Annotated in this window: 20 protein-coding genes; 1 reads left to right on the top strand and 19 read right to left on the bottom strand. The window is 41.9% G+C overall.

All coding sequences use genetic code 11. The features are described from left to right. Positions 1-57: 57 nt before the first annotated feature. From G631_RS0102925 to G631_RS0102840, 18 genes are all read right to left on the bottom strand, one after another. Complete coding sequence (locus tag G631_RS0102925; protein WP_026488174.1) at positions 58-3,864, bottom strand: phosphoribosylformylglycinamidine synthase; 3,807 nt, start codon at positions 3,862-3,864, stop codon at positions 58-60. A gap of 284 nt (positions 3,865-4,148) precedes the next feature. Further along, positions 4,149-4,736, bottom strand: coding sequence for a TetR/AcrR family transcriptional regulator (locus G631_RS0102920; protein WP_026488173.1), 588 nt, complete (start codon positions 4,734-4,736; stop codon positions 4,149-4,151). 85 nt (positions 4,737-4,821) lie between these two features. Continuing rightward, complete coding sequence (locus G631_RS17785) at positions 4,822-5,307, bottom strand: hypothetical protein (RefSeq protein ID WP_051196766.1); 486 nt, start codon at positions 5,305-5,307, stop codon at positions 4,822-4,824. Between the two features lie 138 nt (positions 5,308-5,445). Continuing rightward, the gene (locus G631_RS0102910; RefSeq protein ID WP_026488172.1) at positions 5,446-6,360 is read right to left on the bottom strand and encodes a LysR family transcriptional regulator; all 915 of its coding nucleotides are present in this window, start codon (positions 6,358-6,360) and stop codon (positions 5,446-5,448) included. Positions 6,361-6,412: 52 nt separating this feature from the next. Next, complete coding sequence (locus G631_RS0102905; RefSeq protein ID WP_051196764.1) at positions 6,413-7,306, bottom strand: HAD family hydrolase; 894 nt, start codon at positions 7,304-7,306, stop codon at positions 6,413-6,415. Positions 7,307-7,507: 201 nt separating this feature from the next. Further along, positions 7,508-7,999: an RNA polymerase sigma factor gene (locus G631_RS0102900; RefSeq protein ID WP_081671207.1), complete on the bottom strand. Its 492-nt coding sequence runs from the start codon at positions 7,997-7,999 to the stop codon at positions 7,508-7,510. A 119-nt stretch (positions 8,000-8,118) separates the two neighbouring features. Further along, a complete protein-coding gene (locus G631_RS0102895) occupies positions 8,119-10,296 on the bottom strand; it encodes an ATP-binding cassette domain-containing protein (protein ID WP_026488169.1) in 2,178 nt (725 codons plus the stop codon). Positions 10,297-10,308: 12 nt separating this feature from the next. Beyond that, positions 10,309-12,492, bottom strand: coding sequence for an NHLP family bacteriocin export ABC transporter peptidase/permease/ATPase subunit (locus G631_RS0102890; RefSeq protein ID WP_051196763.1), 2,184 nt, complete (start codon positions 12,490-12,492; stop codon positions 10,309-10,311). Between the two features lie 20 nt (positions 12,493-12,512). After that, a complete protein-coding gene (locus G631_RS0102885) occupies positions 12,513-12,929 on the bottom strand; it encodes a hypothetical protein (RefSeq protein ID WP_026488167.1) in 417 nt (138 codons plus the stop codon). A gap of 4 nt (positions 12,930-12,933) precedes the next feature. Continuing rightward, positions 12,934-13,557, bottom strand: a complete 624-nt coding sequence (locus G631_RS0102880; protein ID WP_026488166.1) for a hypothetical protein — start codon at positions 13,555-13,557, stop codon at positions 12,934-12,936. 26 nt (positions 13,558-13,583) lie between these two features. Further along, positions 13,584-13,883, bottom strand: a complete 300-nt coding sequence (locus tag G631_RS0102875) for an STAS domain-containing protein (RefSeq protein ID WP_035789273.1) — start codon at positions 13,881-13,883, stop codon at positions 13,584-13,586. Between the two features lie 117 nt (positions 13,884-14,000). Beyond that, on the bottom strand, positions 14,001-14,336 hold the full coding sequence (locus G631_RS0102870) for a hypothetical protein (protein ID WP_026488164.1): 336 nt from the start codon (positions 14,334-14,336) through the stop codon (positions 14,001-14,003). 2 nt (positions 14,337-14,338) lie between these two features. Beyond that, entirely contained in the window at positions 14,339-14,827 is a 489-nt protein-coding gene (locus tag G631_RS0102865; RefSeq protein ID WP_026488163.1) for a hypothetical protein, read from the bottom strand. Positions 14,828-14,853: 26 nt separating this feature from the next. Beyond that, the gene (locus tag G631_RS0102860) at positions 14,854-15,261 is read right to left on the bottom strand and encodes an ATP-binding protein (protein ID WP_026488162.1); all 408 of its coding nucleotides are present in this window, start codon (positions 15,259-15,261) and stop codon (positions 14,854-14,856) included. Between the two features lie 17 nt (positions 15,262-15,278). Then, positions 15,279-16,940: a PP2C family protein-serine/threonine phosphatase gene (locus G631_RS0102855; RefSeq protein ID WP_155833862.1), complete on the bottom strand. Its 1,662-nt coding sequence runs from the start codon at positions 16,938-16,940 to the stop codon at positions 15,279-15,281. Positions 16,941-17,009: 69 nt separating this feature from the next. Beyond that, positions 17,010-17,210 (bottom strand): hypothetical protein, encoded by a 201-nt coding sequence (locus G631_RS0102850; protein ID WP_026488160.1) that lies wholly within the window; start codon positions 17,208-17,210, stop codon positions 17,010-17,012. Positions 17,211-17,253: 43 nt separating this feature from the next. After that, positions 17,254-17,487 carry a hypothetical protein gene (locus G631_RS0102845; protein WP_026488159.1) on the bottom strand — a complete coding sequence of 78 codons (234 nt, stop codon included), beginning with the start codon at positions 17,485-17,487 and terminating at the stop codon, positions 17,254-17,256. A gap of 912 nt (positions 17,488-18,399) precedes the next feature. After that, positions 18,400-20,115 (bottom strand): methyl-accepting chemotaxis protein, encoded by a 1,716-nt coding sequence (locus tag G631_RS0102840; RefSeq protein ID WP_026488158.1) that lies wholly within the window; start codon positions 20,113-20,115, stop codon positions 18,400-18,402. 283 nt (positions 20,116-20,398) lie between these two features. Between G631_RS0102840 and G631_RS0102835 the strand changes: the two genes are divergently transcribed. Further along, entirely contained in the window at positions 20,399-21,697 is a 1,299-nt protein-coding gene (locus G631_RS0102835; protein WP_026488157.1) for an adenylosuccinate synthase, read from the top strand. Between the two features lie 69 nt (positions 21,698-21,766). Here G631_RS0102835 and G631_RS17780 read toward each other — a convergent pair. Beyond that, positions 21,767-21,958 (bottom strand): IS3 family transposase (locus G631_RS17780; protein ID WP_035789270.1); only part of this gene is annotated, 192 nt, incomplete at its 5' end.

Below are 21,958 nucleotides of genomic sequence, written 5' to 3'. Positions count from 1 at the left end.
ATCTGACTATGTACATATTCTCGAAAAAACCTGGCTGTGTATCTATACCACTACTAATTACATAAAATATTTTACACCGCTCTCGAAGATGCGAAGGTCCTGCTCGCCGTAGATGTTGATGGCAACACCGTCACCGCGACGCTCTGAGTGAGCCATCTTACCAAGGCAGCGTCCATCTGGTGAAAGGATACCCTCAACCGCTCTGTAAGAACCATTGATGTTCCACTCATCATCCATAGTCACATTTCCATCAAGATCGCAGTACTGAGTTGCAATCTGGCCGTTAGCAAAAAGCTCATCAAGAACAGCTTCTGGAGCAACAAAACGTCCCTCTCCGTGAGAAGCTGGGTTTGTGTATACTCCGCCAAGCTTAGCCTGTGACAGCCATGGTGAATTATTGGATACAACCTTGATTGTAGCCATCTTGGAAATGTGTCTTCCTATTGTGTTAAAGGTCAGTGTAGGTGAATCAGCATTCTGACCTGTGATCTTGCCATATGGTACAAGTCCAAGCTTGATCATTGCCTGGAAACCGTTACAGATACCAAGTGCAAGTCCGTCTCTGTTCTGAAGAAGGTCTTCTACTGCTGCCTTGATCTCCTCATTCTGGAAGGCTGTTGCAAAGAACTTAGCACTTCCGTCTGGCTCATCACCAGCTGAGAATCCGCCTGGGAACATGATGATCTGTGCATTCTCAATAGCCTTCTTGAACTCTTTTACAGACTCCTCAATATCCTGTGCATTTCTGTTTCTGAAAATCTTGATATTTACATCAGCGCCAGCTCTCTCAAAGGCCTGAGCACTGTCGTATTCGCAGTTTGTTCCTGGGAATACAGGGATAAATACTGTAGGCTTTGCCACCTTGTTCTTGCAAATGTGGATGCTCTCTGCCTTGTAAAGAGGTGACTCTACAGGTGTCTTTTCTTCGTTAACTGTTGAGTGGAATACCTTCTCAAGCTTGTTCTTCCAAGCCTCAAGAGCTTCATCCATTGAAACCTTAACACCACAAGCCGCAAACTCTGCTGTTTCAGTAACTTCACCGATTTCTCTTGCGCCTTCTATCTTAAGTGCCTCTGCTACCTTGTCAGCTGAAACCTCTGCTACAATATCAGCTATCTCGTTGGCAAATAGCTCTTTTGCCTCAACACCATCAGAAATCTTAACCCCCAGACCGTTACCAAATGCCATCTTGCAAAGAGCTGCTGCAAGTCCGTAGCAGTCCTCAGCATAAGCTGAAACGATGATGCCCTTTCTCATAAGGCCTGTAATCTCTCCATAGAGCTTCATAACCTTTTCATAATCAGGAAGATCATACTTATCCTTGGCAATCTTGAACTGAACAAGCTTATTACCTGCTGCCTTGAGCTCAGGTGTAACGATATCCTTGCCATTTGCCACATCTACAGCAAAAGAAACAAGTGTAGGAGGAACATTTATCTCATTGAAGGATCCGGACATTGAGTCCTTACCGCCGATTGAAGCAATGCCAAACTTCATCTGGGCATCGTAGGCACCAAGAAGTGCAGTAAATGGCTGGCTCCAACGCTGTGGATCCTGTGTCATTCTCTTAAAATACTCCTGGAATGTGAAGTGGAGGTTTCTATAGTCACCACCATTTGCCACAATCCTTGCTACAGACTCAGTTACAGCATAAGCAGCACCGTGATATGGGCTCCAGCTTGAAAGGAATGGATCAAAGCCGTAGCTCATCATGGTTACTGTATCTGTCTTTCCTCCAAGAACAGGGAGCTTAGCTACCATAGCCTGTGTCTCTGTAAGCTGATACTTACCACCGTAAGGCATTAGAACTGAGCCAGCTCCAATAGATGAGTCGAACATTTCTACAAGGCCTTTCTGTGAGCATACATTAAGGTCTGAAAGCTCAGCCTCAAGAGCTGCCTTAACATCGCCCTTTGTAAGAGCAGCCTCAACTTCCTTACTAGCAATCTTGTTAAAATAGTTATCTGCCTGAACAGGAGCTTCTACTTTAACTGTAGTTTCCTGGTGTGCTCCATTTGTATCAAGGAAGGATCTCTTTATATCAACAATTCTTTTGCCTCTCCAGTTAAGAACAAGTCTTGGCTCCTCTGTTACTACTGCAACCTTAACGGCTTCAAGGTTCTCCTGTGCTGCAAAATCAAGGAACTTGTCTGCATCCTTTGGCGCAACTACAACAGCCATTCTCTCCTGAGATTCTGAGATTGCAAGTTCTGTTCCATCAAGACCTGCATACTTTTTAGGAACAAGGTCAAGGTTTATATCAAGGCCTGGTGCAAGTTCTCCGATAGCAACAGAAACACCGCCGGCACCAAAGTCGTTACATTTCTTTATAAGTTCACTTACTTCTGGTCTTCTAAAGAGTCTCTGGAGTTTACGCTCTGTAGGCGCATTACCCTTCTGAACCTCTGCTCCGCAGCTTGTAAGTGACTTGGAATTGTGAGCCTTGGATGAGCCTGTAGCTCCGCCGCAGCCATCTCTACCTGTTCTGCCACCAAGAAGGATGATGATATCTCCTGGATCAGCACTTTCTCTTATTACGTGTTCTTGAGGAGCAGCGCCCATTACAGCACCAATCTCCATTCTCTTAGCTACATAGCCCGGGTGATATACCTCTTTTACATAACCAGTTGCAAGACCAATCTGATTACCATAGGATGAATAGCCGCTTGCTGCGCCTCTTACAAGCTTTTTCTGTGAAAGCTTGCCCTTCATGGTCTCAGCTACTGGCACTGTAGGATCTGCAGCGCCAGTTACACGCATAGCCTGGTATACATAGCCTCTTCCTGAAAGAGGATCCCTTATAGCGCCACCAAGACATGTAGCAGCTCCTCCAAATGGCTCAATCTCTGTAGGGTGATTGTGAGTTTCATTCTTAAAGAACACAAGCCAGTTCTCAACCACAGGGCCGTTGCCATAGTCAACCTCAACTGGAACAACTACTGTGCAGGCATTGTTCTCCTCAGACTCTTCCATGTCTGTGAGCTTGCCATCCTTTTTAAGCTTCTTCATGCCCATAAGAGCAATGTCCATAAGAGATATGAATTTCTCTTTTTTCTTGTCATCTGTTGTGTAAAGAGCATCTCTTGCTGCAAGGTAGTCTTCATAGGAAGCCTTGATTGGCTCAGCATAGAAGCCCTCTTCAAAAGAGATATCTTTAAGCTCTGTTCCAAAGGTTGTATGACGGCAGTGATCAGACCAGTAGGTGTCAAGAACTCTTATCTCAGTCATTAATGGATCACGCTTCTCATCGTCATTAAAGTACTGCTGGATCCACTTGAAATCATTGAAGGTCATAGCAAGGCCAAGTGACTCATAGAGAGCTTTCAGGTCAGCCTCAGCCATATCCTTGAAGCCATCAAGGATCTTTACATCCTCAGGATCATCATAGTTTTCCACAAGTGTCTCAGGCTTTTTGCCATCTGCAATCCTTGAGTCAACAGGGTTCATTGTGTAGTCCTTGATTTTCTCAAGTTCTGCATCTGATATATTTCCAATGAGCATGTAAGTTACTGCTGTTTTGATAACAGGTTCTTCGTCGCCCTTAATAAAGCGTACGCACTGCTCCGCAGAATCTGCTCTCTGATCAAACTGTCCTGGAAGTGCTTCAATGCTGAATACTCTTGCATTTTCAGGAATATCTATATTTTCTCTATAAAGAATATCTACTGGTGGCTCAGAAAAGACTGTTGTGCAGGCCTTTTCAAAAACTTCATCTGAAACATTCTGAACGTCATAACGGATAAAGATCCTTACATTCTCGACGCTATTGATGCCAAGGTAGCCCTTGATTTCATGGCGAAGCTCTCTGGCCTTACCAGCAAATGGTTCCTTTTTTTCTACGTAGATTCGTCTTACACTGCTCATAATTTCTCCTCTTCCTTCTTATATATCTATGAACTGGATATTACTCCAGAAACATACTATTTTGTAGGTGTGAATTTTTGTATGATATACGAATTGCTCCATAACTTCGTTATTGTCGCAATTCTACAACCATTCGGAAATCGCTAATTTACTTCGTAAATTGCTTTTTCCTCATGTTTGTTCGGGTCATGAAGTCAAATTGCTTAACATGCAAGCATGTACGCAATTGTGACTTATGACGCCTATATCATACAAAAAGTGCTTAATAGAAATTATTAAGCACTTTACTCTTCCGGGACTAATCCCTCTAAAATATACATTAATTCATTATCAATAGCTTCTTCCGAAATAGAACAAGTCTTGGACATAACCTTGAGCCCTTCCACCACGTACATTAAATTGCGAGCAAATCCAAGCGGATTTTCGCAATAGAATTCACCATTTTCAATTCCGTTTTCTACGAGTTTTTCGACAATGGTTACAGCTGTATTAAATTGTTTTTTAAGTGGATTATCTTTTGAAGAAACTTTATGATTAAAAAAATATTCGTAGGTAGCGATAGTGATGTTGTTCTTTTTTCTGAGAATGCTTTTTTTCTGTTCCTTAAGGAAAAGAGCTAGCATGTCACCAGCAGATGCTTCGCCAGACAGTGCTGCTGCAACTGCCTCTTCATCATCCTCATCAAATTCATTTTCAAGAACTGCCAGAAACAGTTCTTCTGTACTGGAAAAATAAAGATAAAGACCCCCACGACTAATGTCGCAGGCATCAACAATGTCCTTCATAGTTACGTTCTTGTAGCCTTTTTCAGAAAAAACAGCTCTGGCCTTATCCAGAATATGCTTTTTCTTCTGTGCGGACTTCTCTCCCATTTACTTCTCCCATTCCCTTATTTTTTTCCTAATGCCTTCCGTTCTCTCATCGATTTTCGTAAGACATTCAAGCTATCAGGTTCTCTTACGCTATTGGCTTGTCGCTCTCGTGTCCCCACACTCTGCAGAGCTCATCCATCTTCCAAACCGTATTGTAGAGCACTCCGTTGGCAACTCCCTCTGCCCAGACTGTACCCTTTGTCATACCTGACAAAATATACTTGGACAAAATTCCTGCCAGATCCTCCATATTCCTGATGTCGGCATCAGCAATGAACAAGAGCTCATCCTTGGCACTATTCAAACGATTCCTGGAATAAACATAAACATAATTGCGATCTAATAAATTAGTAGACTGTGCTGCCTTAACAAAGGCAAGTAGATTAGAATCATATACCGGAAACGGCATTGACTTGAGGTCACTAGAGTTGTAACTCTGAGCCACCTCTGATTTGGCATTATCCTTGAGCCATCTTAAATATGGAACTAACTTGGAAACTTCGGGTCTGTATCTTGAAACGATATCCTCAACACTGTTTTCATTGACATTGTTGTCATTTTCAAAACTCATTGAAAGCCGCTCCTATTCTGGCTTGTAGCCGTTTTCAAACTCGCGTGTCACTTATCTTTTTCAGTTCTTGATAAATAATAGCATGAAAGTATTTAGTCTTCAATATTTCTTTTTATTTTTTGTGATCATTTTTTGTAATTAAAATGGTCCCTTGACCCCGTCCCCCAGGTCCGTTTTTATCAATTCAATGAGCCTCGACGCCGCAATAGACAGTGGCCTTGATTCATCCGTGATCACGCATATCTTTCTCTTGGGAATAACTGAATTAAAACGAAGCTCAAACAAAACACCACTTTCCAGGTATTCCTCTGCAAAATCCTTAACCACACATCCAACGCCCAGATTTCTAAGGGCAAACTGAACTATCATGTCACTGGTAGAAAGCTCAAATTCAGGCTGTATATCCACTCCGTGGTCACTTAAAAAAGTGTCTATATAGTTTCTGGTGCTGGAATTGCCTTCAAGAAGAATAAGGGGAATCTTTTGAAGGTCACTAAAGTCCAGCATTCTATTCTTGTACTGGATAAAGCGTCTTCCTGCCACAAAGGTATCTTCTATAGTTGAAACAGGGAAATAGCTATAGCCCTCTTTTTCTTCAAAAGGCGTAGAAATAACGCCAAAGTCAATCCTGTCCTCGTTGAGATACTGAAGGGTCTCAGGGGTGGGGCCATTGGTTACAGTAACCTTGATCCCTGGATAGAGCTCATGGAACTTCTCAAGGTATGGCAAAAGAAAAAACCTAAGCGTCATATCGCTGGCTCCAATCCTGACTTCTCCTGCATCAAGATGCTGGATCTGGCGCAGTCTCTGTTCTCCCAGTTCTATCTGCTCGTAGCCTCTTTCCACATACCTGTATAAAAGTTCGCCCTCTGAAGTAAATCGCATGCCTCTTGAGGTTCGCTGAAAAAGAGCACAGTCCAGAGTTTTCTCCAGCTGGTGAATGGACTGGCTGACAGCAGGCTGCGATATAGACAGCTCTTTGGCTGCAGAAGTAATACTATTTAATTTTCCGACATAGTAAAAAACTTTGTAGTACTCAAGATTCTGGATCATTGTCAGAAACCTCTTTCTACTATTATCTGTAAATTGTGGACATTGACGCTACTTATAGCTGTACACCCATTTCTGAAAGTTCTTCTACTGTCTGCTTATAATCCTTATAAATGATTCCCTTCCAGCCAATATTTCTTGCTGCTTCTATATTAACAGGAGTATCATCAATAAACACAGTCTTTGCCGGAGTGAGATTATATCTTTCTTCTAAAAGGTGATAGATTGCTGGATCTGGCTTAACCACATGGTCCCTGTAGCTGAGGATTCCACCATCTGTTTCCTCAAGGAAAGCCATAGCATCGGGGCAACCTTCAAGAGCCTGCCTGGAGAAGTTAGAAAGATATAAAACCTTGTAGCCTGCTGCCTTAAGAGCCCTGATCCAGGGAATTGTCTTTTCTCTCTTTAAGATAATGCCGTCAATATTCTGGAAAGCATTCTTTAATTCATCCCCAATTTCAGGATCGTTTTCCACAAATCTTTCAACTATTTCGTCATTGGTAAGGTTTCCCTTGTCATACTCAACCCAGTCATCACTTTCAACGGTAGCTCTGGCTATACGCTTTATCATCTCATCGTCATAGCCCTTAGCCTTAAGGAAACCGTCCCAGGCAAAATCGGTAAGGACATTTCCTATATCAAATACAACAGTGTCTATCTCTCCATCAGGGATCACATTGCCGAATTTGTCGTGCTGTTTGTTGGATGAGCCTGCATCAAGGGAAGCTATATTGTGTCTTCCTGTAATAGCGCTAAGCCCCCACAGAAGGAGCCAGAGCATAATAGGTACTGCAACGATTGCTCCAGCAAGTCCCATAAATAAATCCTTGGAATCAGGGCCTCCAAATAAAGCCACACAAAGAAATGCTATGACAAGTCCCGCGATCAGTATAAGTCCGATCATGGCAAGCACTCTTTTATATGTTGGTGTTTTCTCATTATTGTTCATGAAATCTTTCCTCTTCTTCGATCAAATAATATAGTGCACTGTATTTATCTAGCTTCATGTATCATACACTAGCAATCCAATTTCGCCAAGAGGCACAATCTGTTCTTGGAATAAGATATGGATGCGAGACGACCAGTTTCCTATATCATAGGAAAATGCCATAGCCCGCATCGCGGGCTATGGCATTTTTTATTGTAAATATTAATCCCCTAGTATATCTTTTAATCGGCCAAGGGCTTCTCTGTGGCGGAGCTTAGTGACGCCGTAAGAGAGGCCTACCTGCTGTGCCACTTCCTGAAGGGTAAGACCACGATAGTATCTCAGAACAATAATGTCCATTTGCTCCTGCGGCAGGCTCTTTAAGGCCTTCGCAAGGTTATCAAGCGATTCCATGTTCAGGATCTCGTCCTCAATAAGGCTCTTATCTTCAGCAAGATCCTCTGGAATCTCAGAGTGGATGTGATTAGTTCTGTAAAAGTCGATAACAGTATTGCTGGTCATTGCGTAAATCCAGGTTGATATGCTGGCCTTCTTCTCATCAAAGGTGTCTATCTTGCTGTAGATCTTCACAAAGACATCCTCGCACAAATCCTCTGCATCCTCTATCTGATTAACATGATTCCTGATATATGCAAAAACCTTGTCATGATACTGCTGATAAATTTCTTCGTTTGTAAGTCTCTTCCCCATCATCTTCTCTCCATCTATGTGATTCCTGCGAATTGCTACATAACTTCGCTGCTTTCACAATTACACAACTAGTATTTTACCAAAACTCCTTGCACTCACACAAATTAAGTAATTATAAACTTCTACAGCTGCTGCCTCTTAACAAGTTCAGCAAAAAAGCCATCTTTTGCAATAAGCGTATCGTAACTACCCTCTTCAACTATCTTGCCGTCATCCATTACAAGAATCCTGTCACAGTTTCTGATGGTGGATAACCTGTGGGCAATCACTATCCTGGTGCATTTAAGTCCGTCAAGAGCATTTGAGACTTTCTTCTGTGTGATATTATCCAGGGCACTAGTAGCTTCATCAAGCATCAGGATCCTGGGCTTTGGTGCTACAGCCCTTGCAATCATAAGCCTTTGCTTTTGCCCTCCGGAGATTCCTCCCTGCCCCTCAGCAATGATAGTGTTCATGCCCATTGGCATTTCCCTGATATCATCGGCAATCCCGGCAATTTCTGCTGCCTCCCAGGCATCATTAACTGTTAAAAGAGGGTTCGTGATAACTATATTTGAATAAATGTCCCCCTGGAAAAGGCTTCCATTCTGAGTTACAGAACCAATTTTTCTGCGAAGAGAGGTCATGTCAAGTTTCGAAGTTTCTTTTCCATCATAATAAATCGCGCCTTTATCAGGAGTTTCAAAGCCAAGTAAGAGTCTCATAAGAGTACTCTTTCCACAGCCTGTCTTACCTACAATAGCCACGTACTCGCCGGCTTTTATCTTGAAGCTTATCCCCTTTAGCACTTCAGGGCTTACATCATCGTATCTAAAATGAACGTTTGCTATTTCAATACTTCCACTCAGGCTCTCAATTTGTCTTTTGCCCTCTGTAACCTCAGGAACTGCATGGAGTATAGGTTCTGCCAGAGTGAGAATAGGCTTGATATTGGCAGTTGAAAGGGCCACTCCCGAAATGGAAGCCATAGCACCTGTCAAAAGACCAAAAGAAGTGTTAAAGGCCATGTACTCTGAGGCTGAGATACCGCTGCCGACAGCAACATAGTACAGGACCATAGTTCCTATAAGTCCAATAGCAAGGTTTATCGTCTTATTAAGCTTTATGATAATAGGAGGGCTGTAGTTTAAATTAGCACTGTCGTTAAAATCATTGGCCCATTTAGCGAAAGCTCTTTTTTCTGCCCCTGCAAGCCTTATCTTCTGTATACCATTGATGAGAGCATAGGTAATTCCGTCTTCGTGGGCATCGTACTGGAGGGTCTTTCTTGTTATTCCCGTCTGGATCACTATAGAAACAATAGAAAACAAGAGCGAAACAAAAGTTATCACAATTGCAGGAAGAACAAGCTCAGGAGCAAAGTTTTTTATCTGCGCCAGATATACAAAAGAAAACAGAAGCGTTATCGGCATAGATATAAGGTTTGTGCTTATAAGATCGCACAAGGTTGTAACTGAGTTAATCCTTGATGAAAGCTCACCAGAGGTATAATTTCTGAAAAACCTGGCAGGAAGCCCCAATACTCTGTTCATAACCGCCGCTTCTACGCTGATTCCGGTTTTTATCTCTATTCTCTCCAGTACCATATCTGCGCTACTTTTAATAAGTAGTTTAGACAGACTGACAGAAATCAAAAATATTCCTGTTCCAACCAAGATGGAATAATTTCCACTATCAAGAACAAAACTTGTTATAAACTCTACAAGTGGAGCTGCCAGATAAGCAACAAACGTATATATGAGCATAAGGGCCGCGTAAAAAGCAATGTCTGAAAAGTCAAGGCAGCCTTCCATATAAAGGATCAGGTCCTTAATACCAAGTTTTTTCCCCGGAAGTGGCTTGTAGAAACACACCGCTTCTTTGTCTATGTCTTCCATTACCTTTTTGGTGACTTTAACTTTTTTCCCCTTCTCATAGTCAATGTAGTAGTAGCCTTTAAACGGGGCTGGTAAAAGAGCTATCACAAGGTCTCTGCTGACAAGCTTTCCTATTACAGGACCATAGCCTTCATTCATCCATTCATCATCCAGCTCCACATCCCTATACACAATGCCATAAGGCCTTAGAATGTTCTGCATGTCAATACCTTCCTGCAGATCATTAAAGGCGTTGTTCTTTGGTTTGAAGCCAAAATATTTAATTATCTCATCCAGCGCAGCTTTTGTGACTATTCTGTCATCACTGATCTGCTTGGCAGCTTTTCTTCCGATGACGGAGGAAGCCATATTAAATATAGAATCCTCAAATATTTCCTGGTCACTTTTTATTCTCTGCCTGATCTGTTCATCAAACCAGCCCACTTAAGTCCCCTCTTACTCATTAGTTACGAGTTCTTTATAATATTTGCCATTTTCCATCAGATGTTCATGGCTTCCCCTCTCCACGATCCTGCCCTTATCCAGAACCACAATCTCGTCGCAGTCTCTTATGGTTGAAAGTCTGTGTGCAATCACGATGCAGGTTATTCCTCGCATTTTGATGGCATTTATTACCTTCATTTCCGTCACAGCATCAAGAGCGCTGGTAGCCTCATCCAGAATGATTATAGAAGGATCCTGGGCAAGGACTCTTGCTATCTCAAGACGCTGCTTCTGTCCTCCAGAGAAGTTTTTTCCATTTTCTCCGACGCTGGCTTTGTAGCCTTCAGGTCTTTCCATGATCTCATCATGAACGCCCGCATCCCTGGCTGCCAGAATAACTTCAAAATCTTCAATGCTGTTATCCCAGAGCTTGATGTTCTGATCTATGGGGTCTTCAAAAAGAGTTATGTCCTGATCAACAACTGCAACAGAGCCGGTAAAAATATTTCTGTCTATTTCAAAGGCGGTCTTATCTCCAAAAAGGATTTCTCCACTCCAGGGCTTATATAGTCCCGAGATCAGCTTGGAAAGCGTGCTCTTTCCGCATCCTGATGAACCAACAATTGCAACTTTACTTCCATGCTTTATATCAAGACTAAAATCAGAAATTATTGGCTCTGACAGTCTTGAATAGCCAAAGGTAACATTCTTTATATGGATATCTCCTGTAAGCTTTTTGTATTCCTGGTCCTCTTCTATCTGAGGGCTGTTAAAAATTTCATCTTCGGGATACTCCATAACATCGTCAAGTCTCTCCATGTTAGAGCGCATCTCCTGAAGTTCCTGGGAAGCGCCAATTATTCTCATGGCAGGAGCCGTGAATAATGATAAATACATCTGGAAACTCAGTACCATACCAATAGTGAAATTGCCGTTCATAACAAGCATTACGCCTATTATCAGAACCAGAAAGCTAGCAATATCATTTATAAAGGCAGGGATACTTCCAAGCCAAATGTTTATATGGGAATATTCAATCTTTTCCTTGTTGACTGCTGCCTGATAACCAGCCCATTTTTTGAAAAAACCTATCTCTGCGCCGCTGCTTTTTATAGTCTCTATCATCATGACTCCGGAAAGAGTTGCAGACTGTAGTTTTGCATTGTCCCTAAGGCTTCTTCTTGTTATATTTATTCTCTTGTCAGAGATCACTCTTGCAAGGATTCCATTAATTGCAATTGAAAAAAGCCCTATCAGTGTCAGGATACAGCTATATCTCAGCATAAAAGTGAGGTAAAAGATCATCATAGCCAAATTTAGTAAAAGAGGTGCAAAGGTATTTACCAGAGTTCCTGCGACCTTGGCATTTGCGCTTTTTCTCTGAAGTATGTCCCCAGAGAGTCTCTGGCTAAAGAAATTCATTGGAAGATGCAGTACTTTCCATACGTAGTTACTGTTTCCAAGAACAGACATTTTTCCGTCGATCTTAAGGGAATAGATATCGGAAATAGCAGATGTAAGGATATTTAGTCCGCCTACAAGGGCAAGCAATACGATAAAAGGCACCAGCAGTTCCTTATTTTCTCCAGATAGAAGTCTGTCAATAAAAAACCTGGTAAAGCTTGGATTTACTGCATTAAAAATATATGCAAGAATAGTGGAAAATATAACAAAGACAACTGCGGCAGATGCGCCGCTAAGGCGGGAAGCTGCAAATTCCAGCGTACTCTTTTTCTTTCCCCCTGCCTTAAAATCTTTAGAAGGGCTGAACATGAGACATATTCCGGTAAAGCCCTCATCAAATTCATCCATTGATAGTCTGACTGTTCCTCTGGCTGGGTCATTAATATAGGCGTATCCACCCTTAAAGCCGTTGAGTACCACAAAGTGGTTAAACTCCCAATGAATTATGCATGGAAAAGAACCGCTTTTAACTAGTGATTCTGGTTCAAAGCGGTATCCCTTTGCTTCAAGGCCATAACTCCTTGCAGCTAACAATATGTTTTTTGCATTAGAGCCGTCCCTGGAAACCCCGCAGTCAAATCTGACCTGTTCAAGGGGTATCCACTTTCCGTAGTAAGCAAGAATCATGGTAAGGCATGCAGCGCCGCATTCAAGGGCTTCCATCTGCATAACAACAGGGACTCTTACCTTTTTGCCTTCGGAAGGCTTCCCAACAGTTTTTCTGGCGTTCATACACGCCACCTCTTTTTTTCTTAATTAAAAAGCATACTTATGACCTTGGTCTGCCTGTAACAGGCCTTGGCCTCATAATCTCCATCTGGGAAATTAGTATCTGATACTGTTACCACATGGCCATTCTTGTCTCTGCCCACAGTATCTATCTCCATGTAGACATCACCAATTGAAACCAGCATATCATCAGTAATGTTCCTGGCTACACGCTGATCCTCGTAGGTTACAGTAAGAATGCCGTCCTTGACGACACCTTCTCCATATGCGTAGCTATTTATAACAACGAAATTGCTCCAGACAAAGAGCCCCAAAAGCACAATAGCCACACCTGTCAGTATTATCCACATGGCAGGTGTAGTTACTCGCAGATATTCAGAAAGATTCTCAGGTGAAGAGATTCTTTTAATGCTCTTTTCCCTAAAAATTTTATCATTCATATTTTTATTTACCGGTCAAATCAGCTGTGATCGTTAATTCAACCTGATCCATCTTTACACCAACAGTCACATCCTTGGCAAGACTTGCCACAATTGACTTTTCAAGCTCATCCCAAGCATATCCGGCAGCGTTATCGCTTCCTCTTGCTTCATCAAGAGCATCTCTATACTGGTCAAGACTCCACACAAACATTGAGTCTGACGGATTTCCACCAAGTGCAGCATAATCAACATAGCCACCGCCATAGACCTGCTGCAGCTTCATTACATTCTCATAGTTTAAGATACCATTTTCGATGATCTCACCAATCTTACCCATGAATCCCTTGTGAAGGGTATTCTCACCAGACTTTGAAACAGACAAAAGCTCTTTTTTCTTGTCCACATCCATTTCTGTCTTGGCAACCAGCTTGACCTGGCACTGGTTGTTATCTTTTTCAACCCAGATAAGTGCATGATAATCCCCGGTCATGGCTCCCAGCATACCAAGGGTCTCCTCCATGAGAAGTCTCATGTGAAGAGTATCCTTCTTTCCAAGCTCCAAATCTTCAAGATAGCTGTCTATCTTTGAAAGCGCATCGTAGATCTTGAAATTCTTGTTAGTTATAAGCATCTTTTCAGATTCCATATCATTATCTCCCCGTCAAAAAATATTTATTCAATAGTAAGAATGTCTGAGAAGCCTGTAACTTCAAAAATCTCCTTAACTTCCTCTGTGGCGTTTCTTACAACCATTGTTCCCTGCTTGTTCATAGTCTTCTGTGCTGATAAAAGAACACGAAGTCCTGCTGATGAAATGTACTCAAGCTTGGCAAAATCAAAAACAAGGTTCTCTACACCACCAAGACTTGCTGTAAGCTGCGCCTCAAGATCAGGTGCTGTCATAGTATCAAGTCTTCCCTCCAGACTAATGTTTAGATCATTTCCTGCCAAAGTTTTGTTAATGTTTAACATATGCTTTCCCTCCTATAGCATTTATGCCTTATTAATATATGATAAACGAATTTCATTATTCTGAAAACCGTTTATTTCCTAATATTTTCAAGTTTTATTTTCCAGAAAACGTTTTGTTCACTGATAAAAATTTTCTGGATATTGGTCAATTCCTAGTATCAGGCGAATCTGTTTCTCAATTTCAGCTTCATCAGCTGAAAATGGTATTGCTTCTATATCTTCCAGCATGCCGATTTCAGCATACTTCTCGTTATCGATACAGCTTACAACCATGTACTTTTCTGCATCTTTCTCAGACAATAGCTTTCCTACTCTGTAGTAATTGTCTTGGTAAAAGAAAATCCTTCTCTCACCAAATTTCTCGCGATTCCTTTTATTTATTTCCAGAGGCTTTGCTCCGTATTTTTCGAATAGTTTCTCTGCAATAACGAGTTTGTTCTCATTCTCATCCATAGCTATCTCCCACCTTGCTGCGCCTCTTCAAGTTTTCGTATCCTCTCAGCTTCTGCAAGGATTTTTTCTGCCCACTCATCATCCGGTTCACATACTCTCATGACTCTGAAACCATATTTTTTACCATTTTGTATAATGGCATCCTCATCATCGATGTGAAGGGATATTCTGTAATGGCTTGGCATCTTCTGAGGAAGCGTTATGGCTCTGTCCCCCTGCACCTCAGCTTTGTGCCTGTATCCGTTTACAATATCGTCAAAGTGGATATTGTAGTGTCTAAATAGCGCTTTGATATAGACATCTGTGCGAAAGGAGGAGGTATACACCCAGACTTCAAAGCCTCTTTTCTGAAGCTCTTTTATCAGGTAAACCGTTCCTTTCCTAAGTCTTTCAGGAAACATTCTGTTAAAGGGAAATCGAAGTTCTGGCTCTGTTTCAAATCCATCCGGATTTACGAACAAAACTTCATCAAGGTCAAAGGATACTTTCATAGGACTAAACCTCAAGTTATCCGTTTCTACAGTTTCTTGACTATGGTAAGCACGTTTTTGCCATCTTCGTATTTATATTTCATGTCATCCATGCTCTTTTTAACCATAAATATTCCAAGACCACCAATTGCTCTTTCCTCTGCAGAAAGAGTGATGTCCGGATCTTCCTTGGCAAGCGGATCATAAGGAACTCCGCTGTCCTTAAAGGTTATGCTGACCGAATTTAGTGCCTGATCATGGTCGATCAGGATCTCAGCCATTCCTGTGCTATCTCCATAAGCGTAGCTAGCAATGTTGATATAGATTTCCTCCACTGCAACGCTTATCTGCATCATAGCCTTCATTGGGCAATCAAGCTTTTCAAGATAGCCCTCAACAAAGGCAGATACTTCAAGGAGATTTTCTTTAGTTGCCTGAACTTCTAATCTTTCCATTATTAGTCCCTCTTAATTTATCCCTTATACCACAGGCACAAAAGCGTAGTATCATCAAATCTTTCCGCGCCTTCTGTAAACTTCTCGATTTCCTCCTGAACGTGTTCGATGGTCTGCTTAGGATTTTTGTCTGAGCACTGATTAAGTGCGCTTAGCATCCTGTCTGTGCCAAAGAATTCATTATTGTTATTGGCTGACTCCGGCACTCCATCAGTATATATAAAGAGCCTTCCATTCCTTGGAATATCAAATTCGTAGTCCTTGTATCTGACTCCTTCCATGCCTCCGCAGACAAATCCATGCTTGTCCTTCATAAGAGTATAAGTTCCATTTTCATCAGCTACAGCAGGATACTCATGGCCTGCATTTGCTGCAATTACATGGCCTGTATTTATATCAAGTATTCCTAGCCACACTGTGACAAACATATCCACAGAATTGTTGGCTGATAGCCTGTCGTTTACATACCTTAATATTTCAGAAGGGTTTCCGCCCTGCTCAGCCCTTGTCTTTATAGCTATCATGGAAACCATCATGTATAGAGCGCCAGGTATTCCCTTTCCAGATACATCTGCCATAACAAGGCACAGATGAGTATCATCCAGTAAAAAGAAATCGTAGAAGTCACCACCAACTGCCTTGGCAGGCTTCATATCGCCATATAATTCAAACTCACTTATATGCTTATAATCATCAAAGTTTCTAGGAATAGAAGCTGCCTGGATCCTTGTGGCTATCTCAAGTTCTGTATTTGTTCTTGCCTTCTCACCTGCAAGTCTGTCTATATCCTTGATGTAGCTGTTGGTCTCAAGCTCCATACTGGAAAGTGACCTTGAAAGATTCTGAAGTTCGCTTACATCTCCATTATAGAGTTCCTCAAAGATATGAGTTTCCAGGTGCTCTCCGTATCTCTTTTCATAGCTGTCCACAAAGTCTTCAGCCTTTTCAGCAATATTGTTAATTGGCTCAACAGCAGTCTTTTTAACTGCCAGATACACAAAGATACAGGAAAGTGCAGTGATTATTATGGCAAGCACAGCAGTATTAAGGATAAAAAGATATCCCTTCTGCCTTACTTCACTAATTGGAATATCAGCAAGGAGGTAGGCGTATATATCTTTCTCCTCATCAATATAAGCCGGTACTCCGTCCGTTCTCACTCTTCCATAGGTAGGAGAAATAGTCACAAAGCCATCAAACTCTTTTCCAGGATGGCCATCATACTGTGAGAAATCATCAAGTAAAAGAGTTCCACAGGGAATTACGTTGTAGTCACTTGCATCCATTACATAGACCCAGTAGTTCTCCCTAGGGCGCAGCATTACAAGGACAAAGCAGGTGCTCTCTGTACTCTTTCTGGTAGTATTAAAGTAATTCCAGAGTGTTTTATAGTCCTGGCTGTCCTGGATTTTTGCAAAATTTAGAAGGTATTCCTGCTCATGGCTACTATATTCTGCTGCGGGATCTTCTATCTGATCAAGAGCTTCCTCTGTTTCAAGGATGATTTTCTCAAGAAGGGCATGGTCTGCATTTTGCAGCGCAGAACCTGTGATGGAGGTTTCCATCTGCTCATAAATTCCGATTGAAATCCGCTCGAAGAAGACACTTGCAACTAAAAGACATGCAAGTGTCATTATGAGTGAGGAGATGGTGGTTATGGATACCGCTCGTCTACTCATAGATATAGATTTTTTTACGCCACTTTTTTTCACTAACTTCCCTTTTATGCCTTAATTCCAAGATTATATTTATACGGTCATCTGATGACCACATTTTGTGCATTTACCTCTCGCACCAGAGTACACAATAAAAGTAGTTGTTTCCTTGCACTCAGGGCAAAATACTTTTACTTTATTCTCCCCAGCACTGTCTTTTGATGTACTGGTGCTTCTTCCGCCATTCACATTTAAAAGTTCATTGTCGTTAATGGCATTCTCCATATTCATCATAGATAATACCTCGCTTTCATGGGCTTTTAGTGATCAGAAGTATTTACTTCAATCTGCCAAGAAAAGCTACTGCATCTGGCGTATATCCGGCAGCTTCCCACTCATCAAAAAGTTCTGCCCTCATATTTCCTGTGTAGCCCTTCTGCTCCATTTTAAGCGCATCCCAGGCATTCTCGAATTCGGCCTTTCTAGTAGTAAAGCCCTGCAATTCATTTTCAGTCATGTTCTTGCCGCCTACAACATTCATAAGTTCATCGTCATTTAAGTGTTTCAGCATTTTCTTTTCCTCCAATATCCGATGTTCCTTGCACATCTAAGATATCTATTTATACGAACATAATCTGGTCCTGGCAAAAATAATTACAGATTAATTATACGTTAAATTTGTCCACTAAATTATTAAATAAAAAGAAACTTGTTATCATTCCCCTTCACTACATCTGCGCCCCACCAAAAGAAAGCCTACCCTCGCTCATTCAGAAAGTTTTTTTCGTCGGCTCCAGTTCGGGAATTCATGGGCTCCTGACAGATCCATAAGAATTCTACGGTTCAAAACTCGCGCCTAGGCAGCGCTTGCGAGGCGTCCAGTTTCCTATGCGAGTCTTAGATGGCAAATGCGATTTTCTAATGTTTCCACAGCAGTTTTTCCCGCGCGTGCGAAGCGTTGTCTGAAGCAGGACGGGGTAAGTTTTTTTAATAAGAAAATGCCATTTGGCGCTTGCGCCATAAAGAAATGGGGAATCAACTTCTCCAAGCTAGCTTGAGAGGATTGATTCCCCATTTCTTGTAACGCCCGCTCTGCGGGCTATGGCATTTTCTGTTGTAATATTGCTCACCGTCCTGCAAGTTTACGCTGCAGCATGCGCATTAGAAGAAAAACTGCGGAAGCATCTAAGAAAATCTGCATTTGTCAGTGACGAGCACTACGGAAACTGGCGTGAGTAAAAAGCTGCCCCTTGGCGCTCGAACATGTTGAACCGAAGCAGAATTCTTATGTAGTGTCAGGAGCTTCATGAATTTTCCCTCCTATACACAGACGAAAAAAACTTCCATGAATATCGCTAGCGGCTTTCTTTTGGTGAGATGGCGTATGTGACTATGATGGGGATGATGACAAGTGCGCATACAGAAGCCCCTCCCGCAGGGGCATGCCTACGAAAGGGGCTTCACATCTATGTAGTGATGGCAGTTATTCGCTTATTGTGAACTGGCCGATGAGGTTGTTAAGACTCTCGGACTGTTCTGAAAGTTCCTGGGATACAGCGCTGGATTCTTCGGCTGTAGCGGAGTTGTTCTGAACTACGTTGGAAATCATATCGATTCCCTTGTCAATCTCATCCATGCTCTGAGCCTGTTGCTCTGCAAGATCTCCAGTCTGGATGATCATCGAAGTGATTTCCTCTACACTGTGCTGCATAGCATCGAGAGCTTCTGTGGTTTCTGCAACTACGGAGTTACCATTGTTGATCTCATCCATTGTATCTGCAATGAGCTGATGTGTATTCTTGGCAGCTTCAGTACTCTGATCTGCAAGCTTACCAATCTGATCAGCAACAACTGCGAATCCTTTTCCAGTCTCACCTGCTCTTGCTGCCTCGATAGAAGCATTAAGTGCAAGGAGTGATGTCTGCTTGGCTATTGCTTCGATAGTATTTGTTACCTGCTCAATCTCTGCAGAAGCTTCAGTGATCCTTGTCATTGCATCTGTAACAAGATGCATCTTTCTGGCACTTGTTTCTGCATTATCTCTAACTTCTGTAGCCATTGCCTTACTCTTTTCAGCAACATCAGCAAGCTGCTTGGTCTGTTCAGTAACTGAGTTAACTGAAGCTGTAAGTTCCTCAACAGCTGCTGCCTGGTCTGTTGAGCCTTCTGCCAGGTCATTGGCACCCTGTGACATATTTATTGCGCCCTGTGATACCTGCTGAGAAGAATTTCTGACTTCCAAAAGCGTACTGCTAAGGTTATCGGAAATATCATTTAATGCATCACGAATCGCTACATAATCTCCAATATACAAATCTGGATTCTGGGTTCCAGAAGAGAAATCTCCGCCGGACATTCTCTTAAGTGTCTCATTGATATCTTTTACAATATCTTCTATAACATCTGTTGAATAAGAAATGTCTTTTGCCAACTTACCAAGCTCATCCTCAGAATCAGCTTCGATCTTAAGTTCCAGCTTACCTTTTGACATTTCATCTGCAGCTTCTGAAATTGCGTTGATTGGTCCAAGAATGCTGTTTGTAAGTGCTCTTCTTGCCTTTGTAAGGTACAAGATTGCGTAAACAACAACTACAAGAGATACTGCTGTCATTATAATGACCATTACAAGGGCCATAATATATGCGGCCTGAGCCTGCTCTTTTGCAGAGATACCAATCTGCTTGAAGTCCTTAACTACAACCTTGATAGCCTCATTGACTGTTCCGACATAGTATTCATAAATTTCCGCATCAGAAGCACCGTTATTAAACATCTCAATAAACTTGTCATCAGCAGTATCTATGTCTGCAATATGCTGATATGCAGTAGAAAGATCTCCCTTATACACTTTCTTGAGAGTGTCCAGACCGTCATTTAGCTCCTGGATTTTCTCCTGAGCGCCTGAAATCTGCTCGTTTCTGTCATCAGCATCCTGAGCTGACAGCGCCCACAGATAATACTTGGCAAGGGCCTGGATTGTAATACGCACCTCTCCCTGCTGGGTATTCTGCTCATAGTAAACATTGTAGATATTATTCAAATTGAAAAGAGCTACTACGTCAATCAAAATGATAACTACAAAGATAGCTATAAGGTTGTTTCTGAAGCTGTTGAAAACTTTCTTAAACTTATCGCCTACAGATAGTTTTTTGAAAGCACTCTGACTAAAAGTATCCTTCTTCTGAGCCTTTTCTGCCATAACGACCTCCTACTCAATACTTCTCAATGAACAAAAATATGGTCCAATCACAAATGTAATATCGTCAGTTTATACTATATATTTTATGCAATTATTTGTGATAATGTCGAAAAATTATATAAATTTATATAAATTTTCAAGAAATAAGTTATGCTTATGGCTAGCATAAAAAATATTGATTTTACTTATGTTTTTAATATTGATATTATGGAATAGGTTTCAAGAGAAAGATATTTCTTTTGCAAAACTATCCACAAGTAGAGTATGAAGAGAGGGAATTATAATGGTAAAAGCAGTAGTAGGCGCTAACTGGGGAGACGAAGGTAAGGGTAAGATCACAGACACTCTGTCAGATCAGGCAGACGTTGTTATCCGCTTTCAGGGTGGTGCCAATGCAGGTCACACAATTGTAAATGATTATGGTAAATTTGCACTCCACACAATGCCATCTGGTGTGTTCCACCAGAACATCATGAATATCATCGGCAATGGAGTAGCTTTCGATATTACAAAGTTCATGAAGGAGCTTGATGAGATCACATCCAAGGGAGTTCCTGCTCCACAGATCATGATCTCTGACAGAGTACAGGTTATGATGCCTTATCACGTACTCTTTGATACTCTTGAAGAGGCTAGACTTGCTGGTAAGAGCTTTGGTTCTACCAAGTCAGGTATCGCTCCTTTCTATTCAGACAAGTATTCCAAGATTGGCTGGCAGATCAACGAGTTCTTCCAGGATGATGAAGCTATTAAGGAGAAGATTGCTCGTGTAGCTGAGATCAAGGACGTAATCCTTGTAAATCTCTATCATGCAGATCCAATCGATCAGGAAGCTCTTTTCAATCAGATCGTTGCTTGGAGAGAGCAGGTTAAGCCTTACATCGGAAATGTAGCTCTTTATCTTGATAAGGCTATCAAGGAGGGCAAGACAATTCTCCTTGAGGGACAGCTTGGAACCATGAAGGATCCAGATCACGGTATCTATCCTATGGTTACATCTTCTTCTCCTCTTGCAGCTTATGGTGCAATCGGTGCTGGTATCCCTCCTTATGAGATCAAGCAGATTGTTACTGTTTCCAAGGCTTACTCTTCTGCTGTAGGCGCAGGTGCTTTTGTTTCTGAGCTCTTTGGAGACGAGGCTGAGGAACTTAGAAGACGCGGCGGCGACGGCGGTGAGTACGGCGCAACAACAGGAAGACCAAGACGTGTAGGCTGGTATGACTGCGTAGCAAGTAAGTACGGCTGCAGACTTCAGGGCACAACAGATGTTGCTTTCACAGTACTTGATGTACTTGGCTATCTTGATGAGATTCCAGTTTGCGTAGGCTACGACATCGACGGCGAAGTTACTACAGAGTTCCCTGTAACTCACCTTCTCGACAAGGCTAAGCCAGTTTACAAGACTCTTCCAGGTTGGAAGTGCGAGATCCGCGGCATCAAGAAGTACGAAGATCTTCCAGAGAACTGCCGCAACTACATCGAATTCATCGAAGAGCAGATCGGCTATCCTATCACTATGGTAAGTAACGGCCCTGCCAGAACAGATATCATCTATAGAGAAAGTAAGCTCAAGAAGGCTTGATAGATTTAGGCGAAAGTTAAGGCCGCTTCCCTCTGATATGTACCCAGAATCCTGGACACATGTTAAAAGTTAAGCGGAACACATGGATGCTTCCCTGTATTTAACAGGAGGCATCCATTTTGTTTTTGATTGGATCCTTCTGTTGTTATAATAATCTATGTATTCTTCTAATGCCATCTTAAATGATTCAAACGAGTCATAACAAGACTCATAGCCATAGTACATCTCATTCTTTAATCGCCCGAAAAATGTCTCCATGAT

It is taken from the genome of Butyrivibrio sp. XBB1001 (assembly GCF_000424505.1).
Classification (GTDB): Bacteria; Bacillota; Clostridia; order Lachnospirales; family Lachnospiraceae; genus Butyrivibrio.
Note: the sequence above shows the minus strand (reverse complement) of the source record. Positions and strands in the feature narration are given on the sequence as shown.